We start from the raw sequence: 26,072 nt of genomic DNA, 5'->3' as shown, positions 1-26,072 counted from the left end.
GCTCCTATCTTACTTTTCTAGTTTGATTGTAAATTAATTTTAGCTTGGTCAAGAACTGCTCGACCTGACTCATATCATTTTCAAGGTCTAGGCTAAGACGCACAGCTGACTGGGCCTTATCCTTGTCCACTCCCATGGCAATAAGAGTTCCTGCAGGTTTCCCAGCCTTGGACGAACAAGCAGAGGTCGTTGAGATGAAAATATCATAGTCTTCAAAGGCGTGAACAATGACCTCACCACGAACACCCTTAATTCCAAAAGTCAGGATATGAGGGGCAAAATCTTCCTCATCAGAAAAGACAAATATATCTGGATAGTCCAAAAGGGCTTGACGAATCACTGCCTTCATCTGCCCAGTCTTGCTAGTAAAGATATCTAGCTTTTCCATAGACAAACGGAGAGCCTTGGCTGTCGCAGCAATCCCTGCCACATTTTCAGTTGTCGAACGGTAATCACGCTCCTGACCACCACCAGTCAACAGTGGCGTAATTTTCTTACCAGACTTGATATAGACAAAACCAACACCACGAACTCCGTGGAACTTGTGACTAGAAAAAGTCGCAAAATCCACTCTATCAGTTAGATACTTTTCAGTCGGAATTTTAGCAAGTGCCTGAACTGCATCAACATGAAAGGAAATAGTTGGCTTGTCTGCCAAGAGTTCTGAAATAGCCTCAATAGGTTGAATAGAGCCAATTTCATTGTTAACTGCCATGATGGAAACGAGGGTCGTATCTGGTCTTATCAAATCTGCTAGTGCCTCAACGTCTACAAATCCTTTGTTATCAACTGGAGCAAAATCCACTTCAAAACCTTGAGATTTCAACCAGAGTGCTGACTCTTTGACTGCCGGATGTTCAATAGCTGATACAATGATGTGCTTTCCAAACTGAGCCTTTTCAAAGGCCACACCCTTGATAACCCAGTTATCACCTTCTGTTCCACCAGATGTAAAGAAGATTTCATCACTTTTCTTACCGATTAAATCTGCAATCTGTTGACGTGATGCATCTAAAATTCGTGTTGCCTGGTCTCCCAAACGGTGGAGACTAGATGGATTTCCTAAAATTTTTGAAGCGACCTGCATATAAGTTTCAAGTGCTTCAGGATAGGGCTTGGTCGTCGCCGAATTATCAAAGTAAATCATGTTTTCTCACGCTTTCTAAAATCACTCCTTCTATTGTATCATGAAACGGAGCCTGCGACAAGAAAGGGCAATTCCTCTTTTTTTAAGATTTTTTTAAAGAAATGCGGTATAATAAATTTTAATTAAAGGAGAGAATGCATGTCTAATTATCGTAGAACTTCAAAACCAAAAACAGAACACATCAAAAAAGGCTTTACAGTCTTTCAAAAAATCGTTGCGACTATCGCTAGTATCCTTGGCTTGATTACCGCAAGTATCACGATCATGAACGCCTTGGATAATAACAAAAATACTAAAAAAGAACCTACGACAAGCCAGACGACAACTATTGTCAAAGAAATTCAAAAAGAATCCCCTAAGGAAAATACTAGTCCCAATAAGGAAACTAACACTATCCAAGAAAAAACACAGCAAGAGGAAACACCAAAATCTAGCGTCAAGGAAGAGAAAAAAGAAGAGCAGAAAGCAGCAACTCAGGAATCTACTACTCCTGCTCCAAGTAAGCCTACTACTGAAAATGAAAAACAGTCCAATAATACTCCAACTTCAGAAAATAAAAGCAATCCTCAGTAAGTACATGATCTAAGAAAAAATCAACTCAAAAATAAAACTGCGCAGTAACTTCTGTCTTGACCACAATCAAGCTAAAGAGAGACTGTGTTTTTGTATAATTGATGTTTTAGATGCTAGATTCTTGACCAATTTTTGAGATTCATACTCATAAAGATGAATCCTAGCGATGTTATGACAGCTTATTTATTTCTAACATAAACTCTGCACATGCCAACAATACTTTCTCATCTGCCCTAAAAGGGGAAACATCCATTTTCTGTTTGATATAAATTCGAAAGCCTTCTTCACGCAGAAGTTAGTAACCCTTTTACATCTGACATAAATAACCTAGTTTAACCACTTCATAGGCATTACTTCCTGTTCTATTCTTATTTCATACTCTTCGAAAATCTCTTCAAACCACGTCAGCATCGCCTTACCGTACGTATGTTACTGACTTCGTCAGTTTTATCTGCAACTTCAAAGTTGTACTTTGAGCAACCTGCGGCCAGCTTCCTAGTTTGCTCTTTGATTTTCATTGAGTATCAATTATCAACCATGGCATAAGAAAACGAGCATATCCAACTGATACATCGCTCGTTTTTTTACTATTTTAGAGGTGAATTTTTGATCAACCTCTTTTTGCTTACTAAAAATTAAAGAATTCCATGGCCTGTTTGAAAAGCAATTCAGTATACTCAGGGTCTTCTTGGGCAATGGTAACTTGATCTTGAATCATTTCCAAGTCATCCGTTATCATGCCATCAGCTCCCAAATGAACGGATTTATCAAAGGACTCTGAACTATTGATGGTCCAAACGTACAATTTCTGATCCGTATTCCAAAGCTTGTTGACAAAATTTTCATCCAAGGTTGAATACTCCATAGTATAACCTGTGGCCTTGGTTCTTGGAAAAATACTATTATAGGGTAGGATGAAAAAGACTGGAATTTGAGTATCGTAGGCTAAAACCTGGTCAATCACATGGTAGTCCAAGGATTGCATTTGGTGACCATTCTGCTTAAGAACAGTTCCATATTTTTCCATAAAGCGTTTCATCATATCTGGACTATCTTTTCGACTGGTTTTAATCTCAATAAGAAGTTTTTGATGCAATTCATTGGCTTTATTGAGATAGTCATCAAAACTAGATACCTTGGTATGATAGCCATTTTCTGAAATATCAAGTTTGGTTAATTCCTCCAAGGTTAAATCCTGAGGATTGGCATTAACACCTGTCAAATTTTTGATATTGGCATCATGCATCATGACAAACTGACCATCTTTTGTTTCCTGAACATCTGTCTCAACGAAATCTGGAGATAACTGAGCGGTTTTTTCTAGTGATTGGACGGTATTTTGCACACCATTCTTATTAGATACTCCCCTGTGAGAAATGATTAAAGGTTTATTGGCGACTGGAGCTTCTAAATAAACATAACCATCAAGAGCGAAAAAGATACAAGCACAGCCCATCACTCCCCATCTCATCCAGTGGTCTTTCTTTCTCCTTGGTGTAATTTCTAGTTCTTCTCCCGTTAAGAAGGAAACAAACTTAATAAGAAAGTAAGTCAAGGCTATATAATGAAAATTCTTAATCAAGACGAAGTTGATAATTCCCAGAACAAGAGATTCCTTATGGGTCAGACCATCCATCAGTGCCTGACTTGCTAGTATCGGAATCAATAAAAGAATGAAAAATAGGTAGGTTTTGACGACAATCCAAAGCAAGTTCCAAGTATAAAACCAGGAGTGCTTTCTTGTCTTCTCTAGACTGTATCTGACAGCTTCTTTGACTGTTTTCTTTTCAAATAAAAGCTGAGATAGGGCAAACATGAAACGCACTGAAATGTAAAATAGAAGTAAGGCCAGAATAGTAACCACTATACCTACTAGCCAATACTTGTCTTCCACATAATCAACGATAAAGTCCGGAATAACAATTTTATTTAAGTAGTAAATCTTTAAAATCTTTCGAATCACTGGAAAGAGCATCATGATATAAAAGAAGATAAAGGTTATCTTGGCAAGCGTAACTTGCTTCATAAACAAGAAACTTTGTCGAAAGACCTTGCGACTATACTCCAGCAAGGTCCTCTTTTCATGACATAATAAATGCCGAGCACCAATAAAGAGGAGCCCTATTTGAAAATAGGCGACCAATAAATTAACAATTACCAGAACAAATAAAGCAAGACTAACAAAGGGTGAGCCCGTTATAATAGCAAAAATATTATTGTAGGACAGAAAGAGATAACCTGTCTGTCGGAGCAAAAGTCCAGCAATCCAAGAATTAAGAGGTAACCAGACAAACTCAATCATCATGAAAGCCAAGAAAAATAGAAAAAGTATTTTATCTAGATTAAAGTATATCTGCTTAAAACCTAGATTTTTAGGTTTTTCAGGTTTCATAGGCACTCCTAGTCAAATAATTGAGACAAGTCCAAACCCCCAAAAGGATTGTTCGAGAGGCTACTTTCTGCCCCTAACAATTTTCTAGCTTGATCCGAATCTAGAAAGGACTCGTAAACACGCGCTGTCATACGAGCATCCTCCAAGCTATTATGAGATTGACCTTGAAATCCAAGAAACGAGGCAACGGTTTGCAATTTGAGATTGGCAATACCATGTAAATCCGAACTCCGACGTTCAAAAGCTTCATCATACAGATCTACCTTGTACTGCTGACTGTAGTCTAAACGATGTTCTGCTAGAATAGGCAAATCACTTTTAGCAGCATTGTATCCTACCATCGGTAAAAAACCCACAAACTCTTGGAAATCTTTTATAACTTTCTCCACTGGAGGAGCATCTTTTAAGGTCTCAGCCGTAATCCCAGTCAAACCATTGATAAAGCTTTTTAGAGGTACATTGGTATGAACATAGGAATCATAGGCATCGATTTCCTGTCCATCTCTAAAATGCACTGCCGATACTTGAATCAAGTGTGTTTGTCCTTCGTGCTGATTAAATTCTAAGTCAAAAGCAATGTACTCTTCTAATCGTTCCATTCTATACCTCTCTTCTACTATCTCTCTTCTTATTCTATTTGAGCAACTATACTATTTAGAAACAAAAGAAGCCATCAGGTTAGCATTTAACCTAAACAGCTCCTTGATTATCCTCCAAATAAACGAGCAAAAAAGCCTTTCTTAGTGGATTGGACTTCTTCTTTTGCTTGGTCCAGCTCTAGCTTGAGATTTTCTTGATCCTTCATGGCTTGAAGAGTCAATTGTTGCTGCTGATCTAGTTGTTTGTCTTTCTCAGCAATCTGACGGTCTTTGATGCGCATCTGCTCATCTTTTTCTGATAGCTGACGATCCTTGGCTTTTAATTGTTCATAAAGACGGAGAATTTCTGCATTCTTCTCATCAACCAGAATCTCCATCAGTTCACGTTGCTTGACATCTTCACTGACAGGCTCATCTTCAAAAATCGTTTTTTTATAGATTTCTTCTAGCTTAATCAAGCCACTTCTGGTAACGACTGTTACCCCTTTGTCATTTTTATCTGTGTCTTCTTCTGGTAATTCTTTGACACGGTTATTGATTGCTTGGCGAGATAATCCTAAGACCTCTGCAATCTCACTGACGGTCATTTCAATACTCATAATATCCTCTGAAACGTTTTCTAGCTTTTCTTTACTTAAATCTTATCATAAGCTAGAAAAACTGTCAAATTTTCGCTTAATCTAAAGCCTTCAAAAAGGCTAATAAGACTTGGGCAGAGCGACGTCCAGCTTCGATAATAAACTCATCAAAAGAGATATTTGCTTCATGGTTAGCATTGTCACTCATAGCTCGGATGACTAAGACTGGGAGATTAAGGGCATGCGCTGCCTGAGCAATAGCTGCCCCCTCCATCTCAACAGCCAAAACATCTGGGAAATGGGATTTAATCGCTTTTATCTTATCATTTCCTGCAACAAAACTATCTCCTGTAGCAATCAAACCAAGATGCCCATTTTGATCCAATTGAGATAAACTCTCTTGGATTTTGGCAACAAAGGTTTTATCTGATTCGAAATAAAGCGGTTGTTGCGCCATTTGTCCATAAGCATAGCCAAAAGCTGTGACATCCACGTCATGATAGGCTAATTTGTCAGCAATCACAACATCCCCAACAGCAATACCTTCTGCTACTGCCCCAGCTGATCCTGTGTTAATCAAAGCATCCACTTGAAAATGATCAGCCAAAATCGCTACACTCATAGCAGACATGACCTTACCAATTCCACTTTCTACAAGAACAACTTCATGAGAGGCAATGATGCCTGTATGATAGGTATTCCCCAAAACAACTTGCTCTTGGGCATTTTCTAGATGCTGGACCAGATAAGCCAGTTCTTCTGGCATAGCCGCAATAATTCCTATTTTCATTTCAATTCCTTTTCTATTACAAAAGTTTCATTGCTAAGACAAGCAAAATCAAGAGAAAGATGACTGCAAATAGAATCATATTCAACTTAGAATTGAAGACATTTCTCTTGGTATTTTCAATGCGACGGCTTTTATGAATAGACGGTTCGACCTGAATCTTCAAGGTTTCTTGGCTAAAGCCATGTCCCTTAGGATTGGCATAACCAAAACGGGAAGAAGAAGTTGGTAAAATCTTAGTCTCCTCATCATCTAGCAAAGGGGGACCTGAAATTTTTTCGCCTCTATTAGCCCTTTCAATCATTTCATCCGTTAATAAAGGTTTACCCATATTGACCTCCTCTATTTTTTGTGCAATTCCCAATACTGTACAGCCATAATTGTCTTGGCATCACAGATATGACCTGATTGGATCAATTCCTTAGCTTCTTCTAGGCTCACTTCAAGGACTTCCAAGGTTTCGTCTTCATCCTGCGGACGCGGATTTTCCACCTTCGTCAAATCGCTTGCTCGGTATAGTTTTAACTTTTCATTACAAAAGCCAATGGCTGAGTAAAAATCGTACAAGAGTTCTAATTTCCCTGTATAGGCTGTTTCTTCCTCTAATTCACGAAGTGCTGCTGCCACAGGGTCTGCATTTTCTCCTACTTCCAACTTTCCGGCTGGAATTTCGTAAGAGACAGCCTCGATAGCTTTGCGGTACTGCTTGACCAAGATGAGTTTTTGCTCATCCGTTACTGCTAAAACACAGACAGCCCCATTGTGGAAAATCAAATCACGTTGGGCAGTTCCCTTGCCTTCTGGTAATTCAACCTGATCTTGGACCAGTTTAAAAATTGGTCCTTGATAGATTTCTTTTCGACTAAGCGTTTTTTCTTCAAATTCCATGATAGGCTCCTACTGATTATTAGGATGATGAGGAAGGCGAGTTGCATATTCGTCTTTATTGACCTGACGACCGCGACCAATAGCAATAGCATCCGCTGGAACGTCTTTGGTAATAGTTGAACCCGCACCAACGAGGGAATTATCACCTAACTCAACTGGAGCAATAATGGTTGAATTTGAACCAACAAAAACATTGTTACCGATGACTGTCTTGTATTTGTTTTTGCCATCATAGTTGACTGTAATAGTTCCAGCACCAAAATTAACCTTGCTACCCACTTCACAGTTTCCAATATAAGTCAAATGACCAGCCTTAGTATTCTCACCGATAGAAGAACCTTTAACCTCAACAAAGTTACCAATATGGACTTGGGCACCCAGACTTGAACCTGGACGAATGTGGGCATAAGGACCGACAGTTACGCCGTCTGCAACACTGCTTTCCTCAATCATAGAATTGGTAATGACAGCTCCTGCTCCAATAGTGCTGTCCACTACATATGTACCATTTGTCAAAACAGTCTCAGCACCAATTTGCGTTTGCCCTTTCAAGGTAACATTGGCTTCAATTTGAACTTCAGAAGCAATCTCAACATCAATATCAATATAAGTTGCTTCTGGGTTGACAAAGCTAACACCATTGACCATGTGCTGATGATTGATGCGGCGACGCATCACTGACTCAGCTGTCGCAAGTGCCACACGGTCATTTACCCCAAGACTTTCATCAAAATCTTTCAAAGTATAAGCGCCAACTTTTTCACCAGCTTCACGGAAAATACCAATAACATCTGTAATATAGTATTCTCCTTGAGCGTTATTGGTATTGATATTTTTCAAAGCCTCAAACAAACGCTCGTTGTCAAAAACATATGTTCCAGTGTTGATTTCCTTGATTTGCTTTTCAAAATCTGTAGCATCCTTCTGCTCAACAATGCGAAGAACCTCAGCATTGTCATTACGCACAATACGTCCATAGCCAAAAGGATTATCTGTTTCAGCAGTCAAGATAGTGGCCACATTCTTATGATTGATGTGGAAATCAATCAAGTTTTTCAAGCTTTCACCTGTGATTAAAGGAGTATCTCCTGCGATGACTAAGGTGTGACCTGACAAACCTTCTAAGATTGGCTCTGTCATCATAACCGCATGACCAGTACCCAACTGTTCAGATTGAGTCACAAATTCTGTCTGTCCAGCCAAGACCTGCTCAACCAATTCTGCCTTGTGTCCTACAACTGTTACTGTCTTTTCAGGTTGGATAGCTCCCACACTACGGAAAACATGTTCCAACATAGAAATACCCGCAACCTTGTGCAAAACTTTTGGCAAATCAGATTTCATGCGAGTCCCTTTACCCGCTGCTAAAATAATGGCATAATTTGACATAATCTTCTCTTTTCTCTAGAAATTCCCTTTTATTATACCATATTTCAAATCATTCCGCTCCCTTGAATGAAAAAATGCTCCAAAGTCCTTTCCTTAACCCATTTTTTTGATTTTTTTTGATTTTTAGGGTAAAATTATAAGATATGAGAAAACAAATTCATCCACTTATTTTATTTAGTTTTTTTGGGATTATGATGTTCATTTTAATCATCAATCGCCCACTTAATGACAACCAATCGTTTAAAACAAAATCCAACATAGCGCAGATTGAAGCACAGACTTTGAAACACTTAGACAAACCGATTATTGACCTCTCTGGCTGGCAGCGTCCTGAGGAAATTAATTACGATACTCTGTCCCAAAACATTTCTGGAGCTATTGTTCGCGTGCATAGTGGCGCTCAAACGTCCAAAGAGAACGATGCTTCCTTTATCAATGGAATAGATAAGGCCTTTAAAACCCATATCACGGAGTTTCAAAAACGAAATGTCCCAGTTGGTGTCTATGCTTATTTAGCTGGAAAAAGTGTCCAAGAAATGGAAAAAGCCGCTGAAGTTTTTTATAACGCCTCTTCACCATACAGCCCTAGTTACTATTGGCTAGACGTGGAAGAAAAAACCATGTCCAATATGAACGAGGGTGTTGAAGCCTTTCGAGCAAAGCTAGAATCACTTGGTGCTAAAAACATCGGCATCTACGTTGGGGTCTACTTCATGGAAGAACACAGTATTGATACAGGCAAATTTACGTCTGTTTGGATTCCTTCCTATGGTTCAAATACTGGATTTTTCGAAAGCAAACCTAATACGGACTTAGATTACGACATCCACCAGTACACTTCTAAAGGAAAAATTGCTGGCTTTGACCACGATTTAGATATCAACGTCATCTCTTCCTTAAAAAACAAAGAAGAAACCTTTAGAAAACTCTTTTTAAAACCTTAAAAGCATTTGTTTAGCATTTGCTTTTTCTTTTTGTGTTTGATTGTGATACAATATAGTAAGGATTTTTTGAAATAGAAATAGTTGGAGGAAATATATGCTCTCATGGTTAGCACGCCTTATTAAAGGGATTGTGATTGCTCTTGGATTTATCCTACCGGGAATTTCCGGAGGGGTTCTAGCAGCAATCTTAGGCATTTACGAACGGATGATTGGCTTTCTGGCCCATCCCTTTAAAGACTTTAAAGAAAATGTTTTGTACTTTATTCCAGTTGCCATCGGCATGCTTCTGGGAATCGGCTTATTTTCCTACCCGATTGAATACCTGCTTGAAAATTATCAGGTCTTTGTCTTATGGAGCTTTGCGGGGGCTATCATTGGTACTGTTCCTAGCCTTCTCAAAGAATCAACTCGAGAATCTGACCGAGACAAGATTGATTTAGCTTGGTTCTGGACAACCTTTATCATTTCTGGACTAGGACTCTATGCCTTAAATTTTGTTGTTGGAACCTTAAGTGCCAGCTTTCTTAATTTCGTCCTAGCTGGTGCACTGCTGGCTCTTGGCGTATTAGTTCCTGGCCTCAGTCCATCAAATCTACTTTTGATTTTGGGCCTCTATGCTCCTATGTTGACTGGTTTTAAAACCTTTGACCTCTTGGGAACCTTCTTACCGATTGGAATCGGAGCAGGCGCAACTCTCATTATTTTTTCAAAATTGATGGATTATGCCTTAAACAACTACCACTCACGCGTCTATCATTTCATCATCGGTATCGTCCTATCAAGTACCCTTTTGATCTTGATTCCAAATGCAGGAAACGCTGAAAGCATCCAATACACAGGCCTTTCTCTTGTCGGGTATGTCATCATCGCCTTCTTCTTTGCACTGGGAATCTGGCTTGGTATTTGGATGAGCCAATTGGAGGATAAGTATAAATAATGGCAAAAAAAGTTAAAATCAAAAAAACATTGGTGGAACAAATCCTAGCTAAAGCAGCTATCCCACATCAGGGGATTCAAATCAATGCCCTGGAAGGAGAGCTGCCTCAAGGTTATGAACGAGATCAGATTTTCAAAACCTTGGCTCTTTTAGGAGATAAGACCGGACCGATTATCGGAATTGTGCCTATCACTCAACACTTATCTGAAAAGAAACTAGCCAAAATTTCTGGCAATAAAAAAGTAAGCATGATTCCACAAAAGGACTTGGAAAAAACAACAGGTTATATTCATGGAGCCAATAATCCTGTCGGTATTCGTCAGAAACACAATTATCCCATTTTTATCGATAAAATCGCTCTAGACTTGGATCAAATGATTGTCTCAGCAGGCGAAGTTGGTCACAGTATTATCGTCGCACCACAAGATTTGGCTAGCTTTGTAAAAGCTGACTTTGTAGATATATTGGAGGACAGCCAAGAATGAAACTCTACTTTGTCCGCCACGGTCGTACCGTCTGGAACCAAGAAGGACGCTTTCAAGGTGCTAGTGGTGATTCTCCCCTTCTTCCTGAATCCATTGAAACCCTAAAACAACTTGGCCAATATCTCAAGGAAATTCCTTTTGATCAGATTTATTCAAGTGATTTACCTCGAGCGGTCAGATCGGCTGAAATTATCCAAAGTCAACTCCAGACACCCTGTCCTTTAGAAAGCGTCTCTAATCTCCGTGAATGGCAACTGGGTAAATTAGAAGGTTTGAAAATCGCAACCTTGGAATCTATTTACCCGCAACAAATCAAAGCTTTTCGATCTAATCTTGCGCAATTTGACACTCAAATGTTTGGAGCTGAATCCCTCTTTAGCACAACACAACGGACCATTCAATTTATCAAATCATTAAAAGATAGTCCGGCTGAGCGTATTCTAATTGTCGGTCACGGTGCCAATCTTACTGCTAGTCTTCGTACTCTTCTAGGTTATAAAGAGCCACTTCTTCGTAAAGATGGTGGTCTAGCCAATGCCAGCCTAACCATTCTAGAAACCCATGATTTTGAAACATTCACTCTCGATATTTGGAATGATACTTCCTATCAATAACAGAACTTGATTTTAGCGTCAAGTTCTTTTTAGTTTTGAAAGATTATCCGTGAATTTCTTGCTTATTTATGATAAAATGGGGTATCGCAAAAAATGACTCATCGTATTCAATTTTGAGTAAAACTAGGAGGATACCATGTCAACAGAACATATGGAAGAACTAAATGACCAGCAGATCGTTCGCCGTGAAAAAATGGCTGCGCTCCGTGAACAAGGAATCGATCCCTTCGGAAAACGTTTTGAACGTACTGCAAATTCACAAGAATTAAAAGATAAATTTGCTGACCTCGATAAAGAACAATTACACGATAAAAACGAAACAGCTACTATCGCAGGACGCTTGGTAACCAAACGTGGTAAAGGTAAAGTAGGTTTTGCCCACCTTCAAGACCGCGAAGGTCAAATCCAAATCTACGTTCGTAAGGATGCTGTCGGTGAAGAAAACTACGAAATCTTCAAAAAAGCAGACCTTGGTGATTTTCTTGGTGTCGAAGGTGAAGTGATGCGTACAGATATGGGAGAACTCTCTATCAAGGCTACTCACATCACACACTTGTCTAAAGCACTTCGCCCACTTCCTGAGAAATTCCACGGTTTGACAGATGTTGAAACAATTTACCGTAAACGTTACCTCGACTTGATTTCTAACCGTGAAAGCTTTGAGCGCTTTGTCACTCGTTCAAAAATCATCTCTGAAATCCGTCGTTACCTTGACCAAAAAGGCTTCCTTGAAGTGGAAACACCTGTTCTTCACAACGAAGCTGGAGGTGCTGCTGCCCGTCCATTTATAACACACCACAATGCCCAAAACATTGACATGGTGCTTCGTATCGCGACTGAGCTTCATTTGAAACGCCTTATCGTGGGTGGTATGGAACGCGTCTATGAAATCGGCCGTATCTTCCGTAACGAAGGAATGGATGCTACTCATAACCCTGAGTTTACTTCTATCGAAGTTTACCAAGCTTATGCAGACTTCCAAGACATCATGGACTTGACTGAAGGTATTATCCAACACGCTGCTAAATCAGTCAAAGGCGATGGCCCTGTAAACTACCAAGGTACTGAAATCAAGATCAATGAACCATTTAAACGTGTTCACATGGTGGATGCTATCAAGGAAATAACCGGTGTAGATTTCTGGCAAGACATGACTTTTGAAGAAGCAAAAGCTATCGCTGCTGAGAAGAAAGTTCCCGTTGAGAAACACTACACTGAAGTTGGCCACATTATCAATGCCTTCTTTGAAGAATTTGTTGAAGAAACTTTAATTCAACCAACTTTTGTCTATGGACATCCAGTAGCTGTATCTCCACTGGCTAAGAAGAATCCTGAAGACGAACGCTTTACAGATCGTTTCGAGCTCTTCATCATGACTAAGGAGTACGGAAATGCCTTTACTGAGCTCAACGACCCAATCGACCAACTTAGCCGTTTCGAAGCCCAAGCTAAAGCCAAAGAACTTGGTGATGATGAAGCAACAGGCATCGACTATGACTACATCGAGGCTCTTGAATACGGTATGCCACCAACAGGTGGTTTGGGAATCGGTATCGACCGTCTCTGCATGCTCCTCACTGATACAACTACTATCCGTGACGTATTGCTCTTCCCAACAATGAAATAATACTCTTCGAAAATCTCTTCAAACCACGTCAGCGTTGCCTTGCCGTACTCAAGTACAGCCTGTGGCTAGCTTCCTAGTTTGCTCTTTGATTTTCATTGAGTATAAGCTCTTATCCTCTGGCTCTTGTCAGAGGATTTTTTGATGCAAAAAAAGACTGAGTAAAAACTCAATCTCTACTTTTCACTTCTTTGGTTGCTACATCTTCTCCAAACCATTTTTGGCTGATTTCTTGGAACTTTCCTTCTTGGTATAGTGCGATAAAAGCTTGATTTAAAGCTTGCAGTAATCTTTTGTCAGCTGGTCTAACTCCGACCGCAAAGGATTCACTTTCAAATCCTGCTGAAAAGACATTATAGTCATTTAATATCCCCTCAGACTGGAGATAATAATTAGCATACACTCGGTCAATCAACAAGGCATCAATCCGGTCATTTTTCAAATCAATCAAGGCCTCATTAAAACTCTGGTACTGATTAGCCTTCTGGTCTTTAACACGATTTTTCAGTAAGTCTGGCTGGGCTTCAAAGTCTAGATAACCAGAGGACCCGGCTTGGGCTCCCAAGGTCTTATCCTTCATATCCTCTACTGAACGAATTTGCTGGCTTTTCTTCGCAACCAGAACTTGCTGATTTTCCATATATGGAATGCTAAAGGCAACCTTCTCTCGGCGTTCATCAGTCGCAGAATAGCCATTCCAGATGGCATCTATGGTTCCATTTTGCAGTTCTGTCTCCTTCATATCCCAGTCAATTGGCTGAAATTGCACCTTAAAACCTAATTTTTCAGAGACAGCTTGTGCTAAGTCAATATCAAAGCCCGTATATTGTCCATTCTTTTCTTCAAATCCCATGGGTACAAAGGTATTGTCAAAACCAATAGTAATGGTCCCCTGCTCTTGATATTTATTCCAGTTATCCTGCTTTGGATCACTAACCTTCTGAGTACAAGCTGTTAAAAAGAAAGTCAGGAACGAAACCAATACCAAAGCAATTTTCTTATTAGTCATCGGCACCTCCTACTTGGGCTCAACCTTGAGAATCTGATCCGCGATATTTTCAGCGAACTGCAAATCGTGGGTTACCACAATCTGGGTCATCCCAAGTTCCCTATTTTGCAAGATTAGCTTCTCCACTTCCAAGCGCAATTCTGGATCTAGGGCAGAAGTTGGTTCATCGTAGCCAATGATTTCTGGATCAATCATCATAGCACGCGCCAAGGCCACCCGTTGCTTTTGCCCACCTGATAATGAGAATGGATAGGCATCTGCATGACCAGCAAGTCCTAATTGTTCCAAAAGTCCTCGCGCCTTCTGCTCAGCCTCATCCTGCTTCATTCCCATGGTCTTCACAGGCGATAAGGTCAAATTGTCCAGAACTGATAAATGAGGGAAAAGTTGAAAATCTTGGAATACAAATCCCAGTAAATTCCGCTTCTCTAGTTCATCCAGTTCTAAAAGTTCTCCATTATAAAAGATTTGCCCTGAATCAATAGTTTCAAGACCTGCAAGCATACGTAAGAGAGTTGTCTTACCTCCACCAGAAGGCCCAACGATAGCCAGGATTTGTTTTTCAGGAATGCTTAGACTGAAATTAGATAAAATTTGCTTTTCACCAAATCCCTTATTGATATTTCGTAATTCTAACATTGCAGCCTCCTATCTATAGTAACTGTACTTCTTCTCAACTTTTTTGGCAAGAATGGTCACAATCCCAATCAAAATCAAGTAAATGGCTCCTGCCAAGAACATGGGAACTAGGCTAGCGTCACGGTTGGCAGCTGTTCGACTAGCCAAGATAAGATCTGAAATTCCTAGAGCATAGACCAGAGAAGTATCCTTGACCAAACTCATGACTTCATTAAAGACACTAGGAAGAACAATCTTGGTTACCTGAGGCAAAATAATGTAGCGAACTGTGTCAAAAGAACTAAACTTCAAGACCTTGGCAGCCTCATACTGACCTCTAGGGATGGTATCAATCCCTCCACGGAAGATTTCAGCAAAGTAAGCCGCATAATTCAACACAAAGGCAATGATAGCCGCAGGAAGACGGTCCAAACGAATCCCAATACTTGGCAGCACATAATAGATAAAGATTAATTGCAAGAGCAAGGGTGTACCTCGCATAATCCAAATATAAATATTAATCAGATGATGGAGGGGCTTCCAATGGACTTGCAAGGCAAAGGCAATCAAAACGCCCAAGGGAATAGAAAAAATCAAGACCAGCACAAAAACCTGTAAAGTCATGCTTGCACCGCTCAATAAACTCGGTAATATCTCAAACAAATAAGACATGCTGACACCTCCTAAAAATAATTGCTCCTATTATAGCATAAATAAACTAAATAACCAACTATTTTTGTAAAAAAATTCTTTTTCAATAGAAAAAATACAGTGTCTTGAAGCTAGAATAGGACAACACGACTTATAAAGCCTTGTTAGTCATTTAATTTGAATTTCCTAGTCTATTTGTTTATATTCTATTTCAATATATTATAATTTATAAATAAAAAGAAAGGACGAATTTTGCCCTTTCTCGATCTTAGCTTCTATTTGTTACAGTTAACTTGACTGATAATTGGAGTTTTATCTTCTTTACTGTGATGGATTTTCTTTTTTAGTTCGTGCTAATCTCAAGGCACGATTTGGATTGAGACGATTAAATAGTTCTTCCAATTTCTTTTCATTCCAAACGTCTGCGGCGGAAACAAAATTGCCATCCGCATCTCGGAAAGATATCGGTTTATCTCCCATACCAGTCTCCTAGTCTACAAATTCAAACTCAAATTTACCAATGCGGACCAAGTCACCATCTTTAGCACCACGCGCGCGAAGAGATTCATCAACTCCCATGCCACGTAGCTGGCGAGCAAATTTCATGACTGATTCGTCACGATCAAAGTTGGTCATATTAAAGAGTTTCATCAGTTTTTCACCAGAAAGTACCCATGTCGCATCGTCATCACGACTAATTTCAAAGGCTTTTTCTTCCTCGTCAAATCCATAGTAAGCTTCTTCTTCCATATCTGACTCGTCGTAGAGCAAGAATTCTGGTGTCTTGTCTAGCAATTCAGCTGTAGCATCCAAAAGCGTAGCCAAACCTTGCTTGGTCAAACCAGATATTGGGAAAATAGCTGGTAACTCTTCAAATTCATCGTAATTTGCAGCTAATTTTTTCTTGAATTCTTCAAGATTTTCCTGACTTTCAGGCATGTCCATCTTATTGGCTACAATAATCTGTGGACGCTCCATGAGACGAAGATTGTATGACTCCAACTCCTTGTTAATGGCAAGATAATCCTCATAAGGATCACGGCCTTCGCTAGCTGACATATCAATGATGTGAAGGATGACACGTGTACGCTCGATGTGACGGAGGAACTGAGTTCCCAAACCAACACCTTGACTAGCGCCTTCAATCAAACCTGGTAGATCGGCTACTGCAAAGGATTCACCTGATTGGGTACGAACCATACCTAGATTTGGCACAATGGTCGTAAAGTGGTAGGCACCAATTTTAGGTTTAGCTGAGGTAATAACACTTAAAAGTGTTGATTTCCCTACAGATGGGAAACCTACTAAACCGACATCTGCCAAGATTTTTAGTTCCAATTGTAACTCACGTTCCTGACCTGGTTCTCCATTTTCAGAGATTTCCGGTGCAGGATTTTTTGGTGTCGCAAAGCGGATGTTTCCACGTCCACCACGACCACCGTGAGCAACGATAAATTCTTGACCATGTTCAATCAAATCTGTCAAAACCTTGCCAGTCTCTGCATCACGAACAGTCGTACCTTGTGGTACTCGAACTCTAAGGTCTTCAGCACCACGACCATGCATCCCTTTGGTCATTCCTTTCTCACCAGAATCAGCCTTGAAATGGCGATTGTAGCGGAAATCCATCAAGGTACGCAAGCCTTCGTCTACAACGAAGACCACATTACCTCCACGACCTCCGTCACCACCCCAAGGACCGCCATTAGGGACATATTTTTCACGGCGAAAGGCAACCATGCCATCACCACCATTACCAGCCTTGACCTTGATCTTAGCTGTATCTAAAAACATACTCATTTTTTCTTCTCACTTTAAAAAAGGGCTGGGAAATCCCAGTCACTAAATTTTCTTGAATCTATTTTATAGATTACTGAGGGCACCAATTGCAGTTGCAAAAATTCCCAATAAACTTGCTACTAGCATGATAATCACGATAAACAAGGTTATTTTCTCAAACATAGTTTTTTTACGATTTCCATTATCTCCAAATGCCATTTTTCTCTCCTTCGTTGCATTCTATTTTCTATTATCTTAGCATGAATTTAGCTAGTTTTCAATAGTCAGTTGCTACTGGTGCGATAATCCATAAAATGATATAAGCTACAATTCCAGCTCCGTAACAGCAAGCAAGGACACCCCAAATGACTCGAACGATAGTTGGATCCATATCTAGATAATGGGCGACTCCGGTACAAACACCAGCAATCTTTTTATCACGACCGCTTCTCATTAATTGTTTTTTCATAGCTGTTCCTCTTTCTATTCTTCATGGTCTTTCCAATAATCTCTTATGCTGATTAACTGTGTTTTTGAAGCCTTCAGCATGCGTCTAGAGCCTTTTACGGGCACAGCAACCACCTGTTGCGGAAGATACAAAACTGTCTTAAAGATACGCTGACTGACCGTATCATCTTTTGCTAAATCTTTCTGGAAGTTATTTGAAATAATGGCATCCAGATAAAACTCATGCACTCGTTTCCCAAAGTTCTCAGCTGAAATCTCGTACAATTTCTCTGATAAGGTATGATCATTCATGTCCGGCGTCGCAATCAAAGCTTCTAAAATAGCTCCAGCTAAATCATGTTCCCCATAGTACAAGGTTCCAAACATTTTATCACTGATAAGATTGTCCAGATAAGGATTTCCATGAGCAATGACAGGCGTTCCACTAGCTAAACTTTCCAAGTAGGTCAAACCTTGGGTTTCACTTGTCGATGCTGAAATGAAGAAATCCGCCGCCTTATAGTAAAGAGCCGTCTCACTAGGAGCAATCATCCCTGTAAAGATAACGGAGTCTTGAATCTCTAATTTCTGAGCTTGCTCTTTGAGATCATCCAGATAAGGACCATCCCCAGCTACCACCAGTTTGACCTTGTCTTCTTCTTTCAGAACTTCTGTAAAGGCTGCTAGTACTGCTTGAATATTTTTTTCATAGGAAATTCTGGAGAGACTAAGTAGCATCTTTTCATCATCTTGAATCCCTAATTTACTACGCAGTTCTTTTAGATTTTCTTGCTTGATTTCTGGACGCTCAAACTTGGCTAATTCAATACCAGTAGGAATGACCCGTTTTTCAACCTTGACTTTATAGTCAGATAGCAAGTCACGAACAATCTCACTCGGGCAAATAACCCCATCCACATCATGCAGGAAACCTCTGACCAGATACTTGACCATGCTAGGACGAATCAACATCCCCTTGGCAATATAATGCACATAGTCTTCGTATTGGGTGTGATAGGTATGGATGACTGGGATTTTCAGTTCACGCGCAATCCAAATCCCCAACAAACCAAGAGAAAATTCTGTCTGAGTATGGATAATATCTAGCTGATACTGTTTGGCAATTTCAAGCGCCTTGCTAAAACCTCGGTAGGCAAAGCGACGATCCTTAAAAGCAAAAAAAGGAACACTTGGAATGCGGATAATTTGCCAATCTTCGTAGCGATTGACATCCTTATCCGTCGTTGTAAAGATAAAAACAGCATGTCCTTGCTTTTCAAGTTCTGTTTTCAAGGTTCGAATACTGGTCGCAACACCAGAAACCTGAGGAAAATAGGTATCTGTAAATAAACCAATTCGCATAGATTACCTCACTTTTTACTTTCTCCCTAAAGCAGCTTGTTTCTCATAAAAGTCCAACCAGATTTGTAACAGATGCTCTTCTGAATACTCTCTGGAAATATTCTTAGCTTTTTCTTTGAGGTCTTTCAAGGCAGCAGGATTTGCTTGATATTCTAAAATAGCCTCTTTCATCTCTTCTCTATCTGCTGTCGCCCGATAATTTTCATCCAAAATCACCTTATAGAGATCTAAATCACGCAACATAATAGGAGCCTCACAACTAGCAGCCTCTAAAATCGTCATAGGGAAAAGTTCATTGTAACTTGGCAACAAGAAAAGGTCCGCTAGGGCATACAATTCACGCATTCGCTCTGGGGACACAATACCTGGAAACATCAAATTTTCAGGTGGATTATCCATCATTTTCTTGTAGCGTTCATAACCATCTGTCATACCACCAAAAGAGAAACCACCCGCCCAGATAAAGGTAATCTGAGGCAATTCCTCAGCCAGACGGATAAAATCATCAATCCCTTTTCGTTTCTGGACTTGACCAGCACCTACTACGATAAACCGATTGTCACTAACGCCAAGTTCTGTTCGCAGTCTAGCTACCTCTTCTTGTGGAAGGGGATGCCATTTTTCCTTATTGACAAAGTTAGGAATATAGGTCACTTTTTCACGTGGAATACCAGCTGCCACCAAATCCTCAATAAACATAGGATTAACAACAACCAAGTGCTCCATTCGGTTGTAAAAAGAAAATACATAGCGTTTAACAATTCCCTTTAAGAAAAATGGAATTTTCAAACTCCCCTCAAGTGTATCAGGCAAGAAATGTACATAACCAATTTTCCTCCCTGAGCGTTTCTTTTGGAATGTTGATAAATAATAGGGAAAATCAATTGTATGAAAGTGAGTCACATCTGCCTCGATTGGAAGATTCTCTGTAACAATCAATTGGTCCTTGGCATCACGGTGAAGAAGACGAACCAATTCACGGTAGGCACCTGAAACTCCTTGCCCTGCTACTTTCTCACTTGAACTTAACATATTGATGCGTAATTTCTTTTGTTCCATAACTACTATTATATCATTTTCTTTGAATAAAATCAGCAAAAGAAAGGAGAGACTAGAGGAAAAGAGGGGGAAATTTCCTCGCTTTTCCAATGGTCTCTCACATCCTTTTATTTGTTTACTTAATGCCTAAGGCAATGCGTGCGTAGCGACTCATTTTTTCAACTGTCCAGGCTGGATACCAGACTAATTTGACCTCAGTATCAGTCACTTCTGGCACCTCTGTCATAGCATCATAAATCTGGTCTGTCAAAAGATCAGCTAGGGGACAACCCATAGTTGTCAAAGTCATATCAATCTCAGTTTGCCCTGTTTCGCCGTCAAAACGAATCTCATAAATCAAACCAAGATTGACAATATCGATTCCCAACTCAGGGTCGATAACTTCTTCCAAGGCTGATAAAATTCGTGTTTTGATGTTTTCAATTTGTTCTTCTGTATAAGCCATATTTCCCCTCACTCCTAGTCTTCAATAAAATCACGAAGCGGTTTGCTGCGACTTGGTTGACGTAGTTTTCTCAAAGCCTTGGCTTCAATCTGACGGATACGCTCGCGAGTTACGTTAAAGACTTTACCTACATCTTCAAGGGTACGCATTTTTCCATCATCTAGTCCAAAACGTAGACGCAGAACATTTTCTTCACGGTCTGTAAGAGTATCTAAGACTTCATCCAACTGCTCACGCAAGACGATACGAGTCGTATAGTCCACTGGATTTTCAATCACTTCATCTTCAATAAAGTCCCCAAGGTGGCTATCATCCTCTTCACCGATAGGAGTTTCAAGGGATACTGGTTCTTGGGCAATCTTCAAGATTTCACGAACCTTATCAGGGGTCATATCCATTCGTTCAGCGATTTGTTCTGGTGTCGGATCTTGTCCCAATTCTTGAAGAAGATTACGCTGTTCACGAACCAATTTATTGATAGTTTCAACCATGTGAACTGGGATACGGATGGTACGAGCTTGATCCGCAATAGCACGAGTGATAGCCTGACGAATCCACCAAGTTGCATAAGTTGAGAACTTGAACCCTTTAGAATAGTCAAACTTGTCAACCGCCTTCATCAAGCCCATATTTCCTTCTTGAATCAAGTCAAGAAACTGCATACCACGACCAACATAGCGTTTAGCAATGGAAACAACCAAACGAAGGTTGGCTTCCGCAAGGCGTTGTTTAGCTTCGATATCGCCCGCTTCAACAGCCAGTGCCAACTCTTTTTCCTCTTCATTGGTCAAGAGAGGAACGACCCCGATTTCTTTCAAGTACATACGAACAGGGTCGTTGACCTTAGCCGAAGTTGACCCAATCAAGTCCTCATCGCTGAGTTCTGGTTCTTCTTCAGCACTAAGAACACGCGCACTTGGATTTCCTTCGTTATCTGTGATAGAAATCCCTGCATCCTGAATCCGTTGCAAGAGATCTTCAATCCCATCAGCGTCCAAGGTAAAAGGAATGACTAGACTAGCATTGATTTCATCATCTGTTGCTGTCCCTTTTTGCTTATGATTACGGATAAATTCTGCTACTTGTACGTCAAATGTTGTTACTTCTTTTTGTTTTGTTGCCATTATTACTCCATTCTTCTCTTTTGGGAAATTAAACGTTCTAATTCTTCTAAGGCTGTGTCTGTATCTCCTACATGGCTAGCTTCCTGCACCTTCTTTTTGATTCTCATATTGTCCTGATTCAAGAGAGCCTTGTTTCGAGTCATTTCTACTTCACTTAGTTCCTGCGGTGACATCTCAGCAGGCAAATCCTGAGCTAAGACTTGGTACCAAGCTCTTTCAACTTCCTCTGTCTGTTCTGCTAGAACTTCTGGAGGAAGATTGCCATACTGACCAAGCAAGTCATATAAGACCTGAAATTCAGGTGTATCAAATGCAAAGTCTTCTCGCAAGCGGTAATCGTTCAAAACAATAGGGGATTCCACCATTCGATAAAGTAGATGGGCTTCTGCCCTCATAATAGCCGATAACTGCTTGGTGATAGGCATAGTGATTTGCGTCGGTCTGGAAATTCCTTCCATGCGATTCTGCCTTTGTGCCTGACGGCTTTCATTAACAATCTGCTCAATCTGGGCATAATCAAAGGACGCCAGACTGTCAGCTAAAATATGAATATAGCTGTTTTGAGCAGTGATGGACTTTTCTTGAACAATCAAGGGAGCTATTTTTTCAATAAACTCAATCTGAGCTTGCAGATTTTCACTATTTTCAGGCTTATACTGGTGAATGTAGAACTCAATCGGACTAATACGAGTTTTCGTTAATAGATAGGCCAAATCTTCTGGACCATTTTTTTGTAGATATTCATCTGGGTCCAAGTTATCAGGCATGCTGACGATCTGCACAGGCATATCACCAATTTCGTCCAGCGCTTTCAATGTCGCAGCTTGCCCAGCCTTATCGCCATCGTAAACAAGAACCAACTTCTTGGTTAGCCTTTTCAGATGCTCAACATGCTCACGACTCAAGGCTGTTCCCATAGATGCGACAGCATTTTCGATTCCAACCCGATAGGCTGCAATGACATCCATGAACCCTTCCATGAGGTAAATCTCACTAGTTTTACCAGAAGATTTTTTTGCCCTATCCATATGATATAATTCGTAACTTTTGTTAAAAATTGCAGTCGATCGGCTATTTTTATACTTAGAAGTTTGTGAATCCGTTTTCTGCCAGATACGACCTGAGAAGGCAATGACCTTTCCCTGGTCATTTGTTAGGGGAAACATGATGCGATTGTGAAAGGTGTCTACAAATTGATTTGCATCCGATAGGTAAAATAGCCCTGAATCTAGAAAATCCTCATCACGATACTGACCAGACAAACGTTGATAGAGATAGTTTCGTTCTGGAGGTGCTAAACCAATCCGAAAATGCTTGAACACTTCATCTGTCAAACCACGCTCATAAAGGTAGTTTCTGGCCTCTTCCCCCATGGTCGTTGTCATGAGAATAGCATGATAAAATTTGGCAGCATCTTCATGCATATCATAAAGAGCTTGGTGGGGTGAAGCTGGCTTCTGCTCACTATAAAGCGGTTTTTCAACCTCAATCCCAACACGCTGACCTAAGATTTGGACAGCCTCCATAAAGGGAACCCCTTGGTACTCCTCGATGAACTTAAAGACATCACCTGAGCGCCCACAACCAAAACAGTGGTAAAACTGCTTGTCCTCGACAACGTTGAAAGAAGGTGTTTTTTCACCATGAAAAGGACAGAGCCCTAGATAGTTCCGTCCTGCCTTTTGTAAAGAAATCACATCTCCTATGACTTCCACAATGTTGGCATTGTTTTTGATTTCTTCAATGACTTGTTTGTCAACCATACACAATACCTCCATGTTATCATAGTTTACTTTATATAGTATACTTTATTTCAGAAAAAAAGTAAACCATTTCACTCATTTTCCCTACTTTATTCAAAGAGTTGATAATAATCAGAGATTTTCATTTTTGCTTTATCTTCTTGGTTCAAATCTTGGATAATTCGTCCTTCTTTCATGACAATCAAGCGATTGCCATACTTAAGAGCATCTTCCATGTGATGAGTAATCATAAGCGCTGTCAGCTGGTCATTCTTAACAAATTCATCTGTCAATTCCATCAAAGCAACACTAGTCTTTGGATCAAGGGCCGCAGTATGCTCGTCTAACAAGAGTAATTCAGGTCGTTTCAAGGTTGCCATCAAGAGACTCAAGGCCTGTCTTTGCCCACCTGATAAGAACTCAATCGGTGTATTCAAGTGTTTCTCAAGACCATTTCCTACTTTTTCAATGGTCGCTTGAAATTCATCCTTATAACTAGTCAAGCGTCGTGGTAACAATCCACGCTTTTCACCACGAAATTTGGCAATCAAGAGATTCTCTGCCACTGTCATACGAGGAGCTGTCCCCATCTTTGGATCTTGGAAGACACGAGACAGATACTTAGCGCGCTTCTCTGGTGAAAACTTGGTAACATCCTCACCTAAAATACGGATGGTCCCACTGGTTAATGACAAGGTTCCTGCAATAGTGTTAAAGAGAGTTGATTTGCCAGCACCATTTCCACCTAAAATCGTGATAAAGTCCTGTTCAAAAATTTCTAAGGAAACATCATTTAAAATAATCTTTTCTTCATCAAAGCCATTTTTAACGACTTTGGTTGCATTTTTTAATTCTACAATTGCTGTCATTTGCTTAATTTGGCTCCTTTCAAGATTGTTTGCTTAAATGTTGGAATCATGAGGCAGACTGCTAAAATCACGGCGCTGTACAAACGAAGGTAACTTGTATTAAAGCCAAGCGCAATAACTGCCCACACTAAGAATTGATAAGCGATAGAACCTACAACAATGGTAACCAGACGTTCTGCCAAGCTCAAACTCTTGAAGATAACTTCTCCAATAATCAAACTTGCAAGCCCCACAACGATAACACCGATTCCTCGAGATACATCGGCATAGCCTTCTTGCTGGGCAATAAGAGCTCCTGCAAGGGCAATCACACCATTTGATAAGACCAAGCCCATGAGCTCCATGCGTCCAGTATGAATCCCGAAACTTCTAGCCATATCAGGATTGTCACCTGTAGCAATATAGGCTTGTCCTAGTTTGGTGTCCAAGAAAAAGAGCATGAGAGCAATAACAATACTCACAAAGATGAGACCTGTCAAGAGTTGATTCAAATCCGAATCAAAAGGCAAAACATCCTGAATTTGCTTGGTTCCAAGCAGGCCTAAATTCGCACGCCCCATAATCAAGAGCATGATAGAGTGACAGGAAGTCATCACCAAAATCCCGGAGAGCAAGGTTGGGATCTTCCCTTTTGTATAAAGAAGGCCTGCTGCCATTCCAGCCAAACAACCTGCTCCTACAGCAACAAGTGTCGCTAAAAAAGGATTCACGCCTTTCGTTATCAAAGTGACAGCAACAGCTCCCCCAAGAGGGAAGGAACCTTCTGTCGTCATATCTGGAAAGTTCAAAATCCTAAATGTCATAAAGATTCCCAGACCTAAAATAGCCCAGACAAATCCTTGAGAAATAATAGATAATATCATCTGTTTCTTAACCTTTTCTATATGATTTCTATTGTAAAAAATTGGAGGAGATGTCCCCAACTCCTCCATTGTAGATTATTCAATCACTTGTCCTGCTTCTTTTAGAACAGATTCAGGAATCGTAATACCTAGCTCTTGTGCCAATTTTTTATTGATAACTGATTTACCAGTTGAAAAGACATTGACTGGAGTATCAGCTGGTTTTGCACCTTTCAAGACTTGCGCAATCATTTTACCAGTTGCCACACCAAGGTCATGTTGGTCAACTACAACGGATGCCAAACCACCTGCTTCTACCATGGCAGTTGCACTTGGATAAATTGGTTTCTTAGCCGATTGGTTGCTTGATACAACTGTTGAAAATGCAGATGCGATTGTGTTATCAATTGGAACCCAGATAGCATCAACCTTGCTAGTCATAACATTAACTGTTGAAGCAATTTCATTTGTTGAAGGAACTGCAAATGTTTCCACTGTCAAACCTGCTTTTTCAGCATAAGCCTTAAATTCTTCAACTTGAGTTTTTGAATTGTCTTCGCTACTTGAGTAAAGAGCTCCGATTGTTTTCACATTTGGTGTTAGAGCCTTGATGAGTTCAACTTGTTGTTGAGCTGGATTGTGGTCAGACACCCCTGTAATGTTGCCACCTGGTTTTTTCAAATCTTTAACCAAATTAGCACCAATTGGGTCTGTAATAGCAGCCATGATAACCGGTAAGTCTTTTGTGGCGCTAGCCAAACCTTGAGCAGCTGGTGTTGCAATACCAACCACAAGGTCATTGCCATTTGCAACCAATTGTTTACTCATTGTCGCAACCTTACTTTGGTCACCTTCTGAGTTCATAAAATCGATTTTAACTTGGTCATCTTTATAACCTTCTTCTGAAAGTCCATCTTGAATTCCTTTATAAATCAAGTCAAGAGATGGATGGCTGACAAACTGAAGGACACCAACTTTGGCAACTTTTTTCTCATTCTTAGCTTCTGGTTTATTCATTGAAGAGTAAATCAAACTTCCTGCTACTAAGACTGCTAATGCAACGATAATTCCAATTAAACGTTTATTTTTCATTCTATTTCTCCTTTTTTATTCCTTTAAAATACTTCACTTATCTAATAATCTTCGAAAATCTCTTCAAACCACTTCA

29 protein-coding genes are annotated in these 26,072 nt (G+C 40.1%); 6 read left to right on the top strand and 23 right to left on the bottom strand.

Annotated features, from left to right (window positions below; all coding sequences use genetic code 11):
* Nucleotides 1-4: 4 nt before the first annotated feature.
* Nucleotides 5-1,147 carry a cysteine desulfurase family protein gene (locus K4Z77_RS01410; protein ID WP_224218220.1) on the bottom strand — a complete coding sequence of 381 codons (1,143 nt, stop codon included), beginning with the start codon at nt 1,145-1,147 and terminating at the stop codon, nt 5-7.
* A gap of 138 nt (nt 1,148-1,285) precedes the next feature.
* Here K4Z77_RS01410 and K4Z77_RS01405 point away from each other — a divergent pair, with 138 nt between their 5' ends.
* The gene (locus K4Z77_RS01405; protein WP_224218219.1) at nt 1,286-1,720 is read left to right on the top strand and encodes a DUF6556 family protein; all 435 of its coding nucleotides are present in this window, start codon (nt 1,286-1,288) and stop codon (nt 1,718-1,720) included.
* Nucleotides 1,721-2,348: 628 nt separating this feature from the next.
* Here K4Z77_RS01405 and K4Z77_RS01400 read toward each other — a convergent pair.
* The 7 genes from K4Z77_RS01400 to glmU form a co-directional block, all read right to left on the bottom strand.
* Entirely contained in the window at nt 2,349-4,112 is a 1,764-nt protein-coding gene (locus tag K4Z77_RS01400; RefSeq protein WP_224218218.1) for a glycerophosphoryl diester phosphodiesterase membrane domain-containing protein, read from the bottom strand.
* Nucleotides 4,113-4,120: 8 nt separating this feature from the next.
* Entirely contained in the window at nt 4,121-4,711 is a 591-nt protein-coding gene (locus tag K4Z77_RS01395; protein WP_224218217.1) for a 3'-5' exonuclease, read from the bottom strand.
* Between the two features lie 107 nt (nt 4,712-4,818).
* Nucleotides 4,819-5,310, bottom strand: coding sequence for a chromosome segregation protein RocS (rocS, locus tag K4Z77_RS01390; protein ID WP_000021242.1), 492 nt, complete (start codon nt 5,308-5,310; stop codon nt 4,819-4,821).
* 76 nt (nt 5,311-5,386) lie between these two features.
* Nucleotides 5,387-6,079: a 5'-methylthioadenosine/adenosylhomocysteine nucleosidase gene (locus tag K4Z77_RS01385; protein ID WP_224218216.1), complete on the bottom strand. Its 693-nt coding sequence runs from the start codon at nt 6,077-6,079 to the stop codon at nt 5,387-5,389.
* Nucleotides 6,080-6,095: 16 nt separating this feature from the next.
* The gene (gene macP / locus K4Z77_RS01380) at nt 6,096-6,407 is read right to left on the bottom strand and encodes a cell wall synthase accessory phosphoprotein MacP (RefSeq protein ID WP_224218215.1); all 312 of its coding nucleotides are present in this window, start codon (nt 6,405-6,407) and stop codon (nt 6,096-6,098) included.
* An 11-nt stretch (nt 6,408-6,418) separates the two neighbouring features.
* Nucleotides 6,419-6,964 carry an NUDIX hydrolase gene (locus K4Z77_RS01375; protein WP_224218214.1) on the bottom strand — a complete coding sequence of 182 codons (546 nt, stop codon included), beginning with the start codon at nt 6,962-6,964 and terminating at the stop codon, nt 6,419-6,421.
* A 9-nt stretch (nt 6,965-6,973) separates the two neighbouring features.
* Entirely contained in the window at nt 6,974-8,353 is a 1,380-nt protein-coding gene (gene glmU, locus K4Z77_RS01370; RefSeq protein ID WP_224218213.1) for a bifunctional UDP-N-acetylglucosamine diphosphorylase/glucosamine-1-phosphate N-acetyltransferase GlmU, read from the bottom strand.
* A gap of 143 nt (nt 8,354-8,496) precedes the next feature.
* On the opposite strand from glmU, the gene K4Z77_RS01365 reads away from it, so the two are divergent.
* The 5 genes from K4Z77_RS01365 to lysS all read left to right on the top strand — a co-directional run bounded on the left by K4Z77_RS01365 (nt 8,497) and on the right by lysS (nt 12,960).
* The gene (locus K4Z77_RS01365; RefSeq protein ID WP_224218212.1) at nt 8,497-9,297 is read left to right on the top strand and encodes a GH25 family lysozyme; all 801 of its coding nucleotides are present in this window, start codon (nt 8,497-8,499) and stop codon (nt 9,295-9,297) included.
* A gap of 94 nt (nt 9,298-9,391) precedes the next feature.
* Nucleotides 9,392-10,234 (top strand): DUF368 domain-containing protein, encoded by an 843-nt coding sequence (locus K4Z77_RS01360; protein WP_224218211.1) that lies wholly within the window; start codon nt 9,392-9,394, stop codon nt 10,232-10,234.
* On the top strand, nt 10,234-10,719 hold the full coding sequence (locus tag K4Z77_RS01355; RefSeq protein WP_224218210.1) for an aminoacyl-tRNA deacylase: 486 nt from the start codon (nt 10,234-10,236) through the stop codon (nt 10,717-10,719). Before K4Z77_RS01360 ends, K4Z77_RS01355 begins: the two co-directional genes overlap by 1 nt.
* Nucleotides 10,716-11,333 carry a histidine phosphatase family protein gene (locus K4Z77_RS01350; protein WP_224218209.1) on the top strand — a complete coding sequence of 206 codons (618 nt, stop codon included), beginning with the start codon at nt 10,716-10,718 and terminating at the stop codon, nt 11,331-11,333. The genes K4Z77_RS01355 and K4Z77_RS01350 overlap by 4 nt, the downstream gene beginning before the upstream one ends.
* A gap of 136 nt (nt 11,334-11,469) precedes the next feature.
* The gene (lysS, locus tag K4Z77_RS01345; protein WP_020901741.1) at nt 11,470-12,960 is read left to right on the top strand and encodes a lysine--tRNA ligase; all 1,491 of its coding nucleotides are present in this window, start codon (nt 11,470-11,472) and stop codon (nt 12,958-12,960) included.
* Nucleotides 12,961-13,126: 166 nt separating this feature from the next.
* On the opposite strand, the gene K4Z77_RS01340 is transcribed toward lysS, so the two are convergent.
* From K4Z77_RS01340 to trpX, 15 genes are all read right to left on the bottom strand, one after another.
* A complete protein-coding gene (locus K4Z77_RS01340) occupies nt 13,127-13,966 on the bottom strand; it encodes an amino acid ABC transporter substrate-binding protein (protein WP_224218208.1) in 840 nt (279 codons plus the stop codon).
* 9 nt (nt 13,967-13,975) lie between these two features.
* Entirely contained in the window at nt 13,976-14,605 is a 630-nt protein-coding gene (locus K4Z77_RS01335) for an amino acid ABC transporter ATP-binding protein (RefSeq protein ID WP_224218207.1), read from the bottom strand.
* A gap of 9 nt (nt 14,606-14,614) precedes the next feature.
* On the bottom strand, nt 14,615-15,256 hold the full coding sequence (locus K4Z77_RS01330) for an amino acid ABC transporter permease (protein WP_224218206.1): 642 nt from the start codon (nt 15,254-15,256) through the stop codon (nt 14,615-14,617).
* Nucleotides 15,257-15,556: 300 nt separating this feature from the next.
* Entirely contained in the window at nt 15,557-15,715 is a 159-nt protein-coding gene (locus tag K4Z77_RS01325) for a hypothetical protein (protein ID WP_001808548.1), read from the bottom strand.
* A 9-nt stretch (nt 15,716-15,724) separates the two neighbouring features.
* Nucleotides 15,725-17,035: a GTPase ObgE gene (obgE, locus tag K4Z77_RS01320; RefSeq protein ID WP_224218205.1), complete on the bottom strand. Its 1,311-nt coding sequence runs from the start codon at nt 17,033-17,035 to the stop codon at nt 15,725-15,727.
* A gap of 63 nt (nt 17,036-17,098) precedes the next feature.
* Nucleotides 17,099-17,233: a DUF4044 domain-containing protein gene (locus K4Z77_RS01315; RefSeq protein WP_000863859.1), complete on the bottom strand. Its 135-nt coding sequence runs from the start codon at nt 17,231-17,233 to the stop codon at nt 17,099-17,101.
* A 58-nt stretch (nt 17,234-17,291) separates the two neighbouring features.
* Nucleotides 17,292-17,468, bottom strand: a complete 177-nt coding sequence (locus K4Z77_RS01310) for a PspC domain-containing protein (RefSeq protein ID WP_049539206.1) — start codon at nt 17,466-17,468, stop codon at nt 17,292-17,294.
* A 29-nt stretch (nt 17,469-17,497) separates the two neighbouring features.
* Complete coding sequence (locus tag K4Z77_RS01305) at nt 17,498-18,823, bottom strand: glycosyltransferase family 4 protein (RefSeq protein WP_224218204.1); 1,326 nt, start codon at nt 18,821-18,823, stop codon at nt 17,498-17,500.
* Nucleotides 18,824-18,838: 15 nt separating this feature from the next.
* On the bottom strand, nt 18,839-19,882 hold the full coding sequence (cpoA, locus tag K4Z77_RS01300) for an alpha-galactosylglucosyldiacylglycerol synthase (RefSeq protein ID WP_224218203.1): 1,044 nt from the start codon (nt 19,880-19,882) through the stop codon (nt 18,839-18,841).
* Between the two features lie 115 nt (nt 19,883-19,997).
* Nucleotides 19,998-20,327, bottom strand: a complete 330-nt coding sequence (locus tag K4Z77_RS01295; protein ID WP_224218202.1) for a metal-sulfur cluster assembly factor — start codon at nt 20,325-20,327, stop codon at nt 19,998-20,000.
* 14 nt (nt 20,328-20,341) lie between these two features.
* Entirely contained in the window at nt 20,342-21,451 is a 1,110-nt protein-coding gene (rpoD, locus tag K4Z77_RS01290) for an RNA polymerase sigma factor RpoD (protein ID WP_004259586.1), read from the bottom strand.
* Between the two features lie 2 nt (nt 21,452-21,453).
* Nucleotides 21,454-23,214: a DNA primase gene (gene dnaG / locus K4Z77_RS01285; protein ID WP_049532868.1), complete on the bottom strand. Its 1,761-nt coding sequence runs from the start codon at nt 23,212-23,214 to the stop codon at nt 21,454-21,456.
* Between the two features lie 89 nt (nt 23,215-23,303).
* A complete protein-coding gene (locus K4Z77_RS01280) occupies nt 23,304-24,062 on the bottom strand; it encodes an ABC transporter ATP-binding protein (RefSeq protein WP_045611494.1) in 759 nt (252 codons plus the stop codon).
* Nucleotides 24,059-24,925: an ABC transporter permease gene (locus K4Z77_RS01275; RefSeq protein ID WP_045612545.1), complete on the bottom strand. Its 867-nt coding sequence runs from the start codon at nt 24,923-24,925 to the stop codon at nt 24,059-24,061. The genes K4Z77_RS01280 and K4Z77_RS01275 overlap by 4 nt, the downstream gene beginning before the upstream one ends.
* 75 nt (nt 24,926-25,000) lie before the next feature.
* A complete protein-coding gene (gene trpX, locus K4Z77_RS01270; RefSeq protein WP_224218201.1) occupies nt 25,001-25,996 on the bottom strand; it encodes a tryptophan ABC transporter substrate-binding protein in 996 nt (331 codons plus the stop codon).
* Between the last annotated feature and the right edge of the window lie 76 nt (nt 25,997-26,072).

It is taken from the genome of Streptococcus mitis subsp. hohhotensis, from assembly GCF_020089495.2.
GTDB lineage: Bacteria > Bacillota > Bacilli > Lactobacillales > Streptococcaceae > Streptococcus > Streptococcus hohhotensis.
This window is presented reverse-complemented; position numbering and strand designations above follow the sequence as displayed.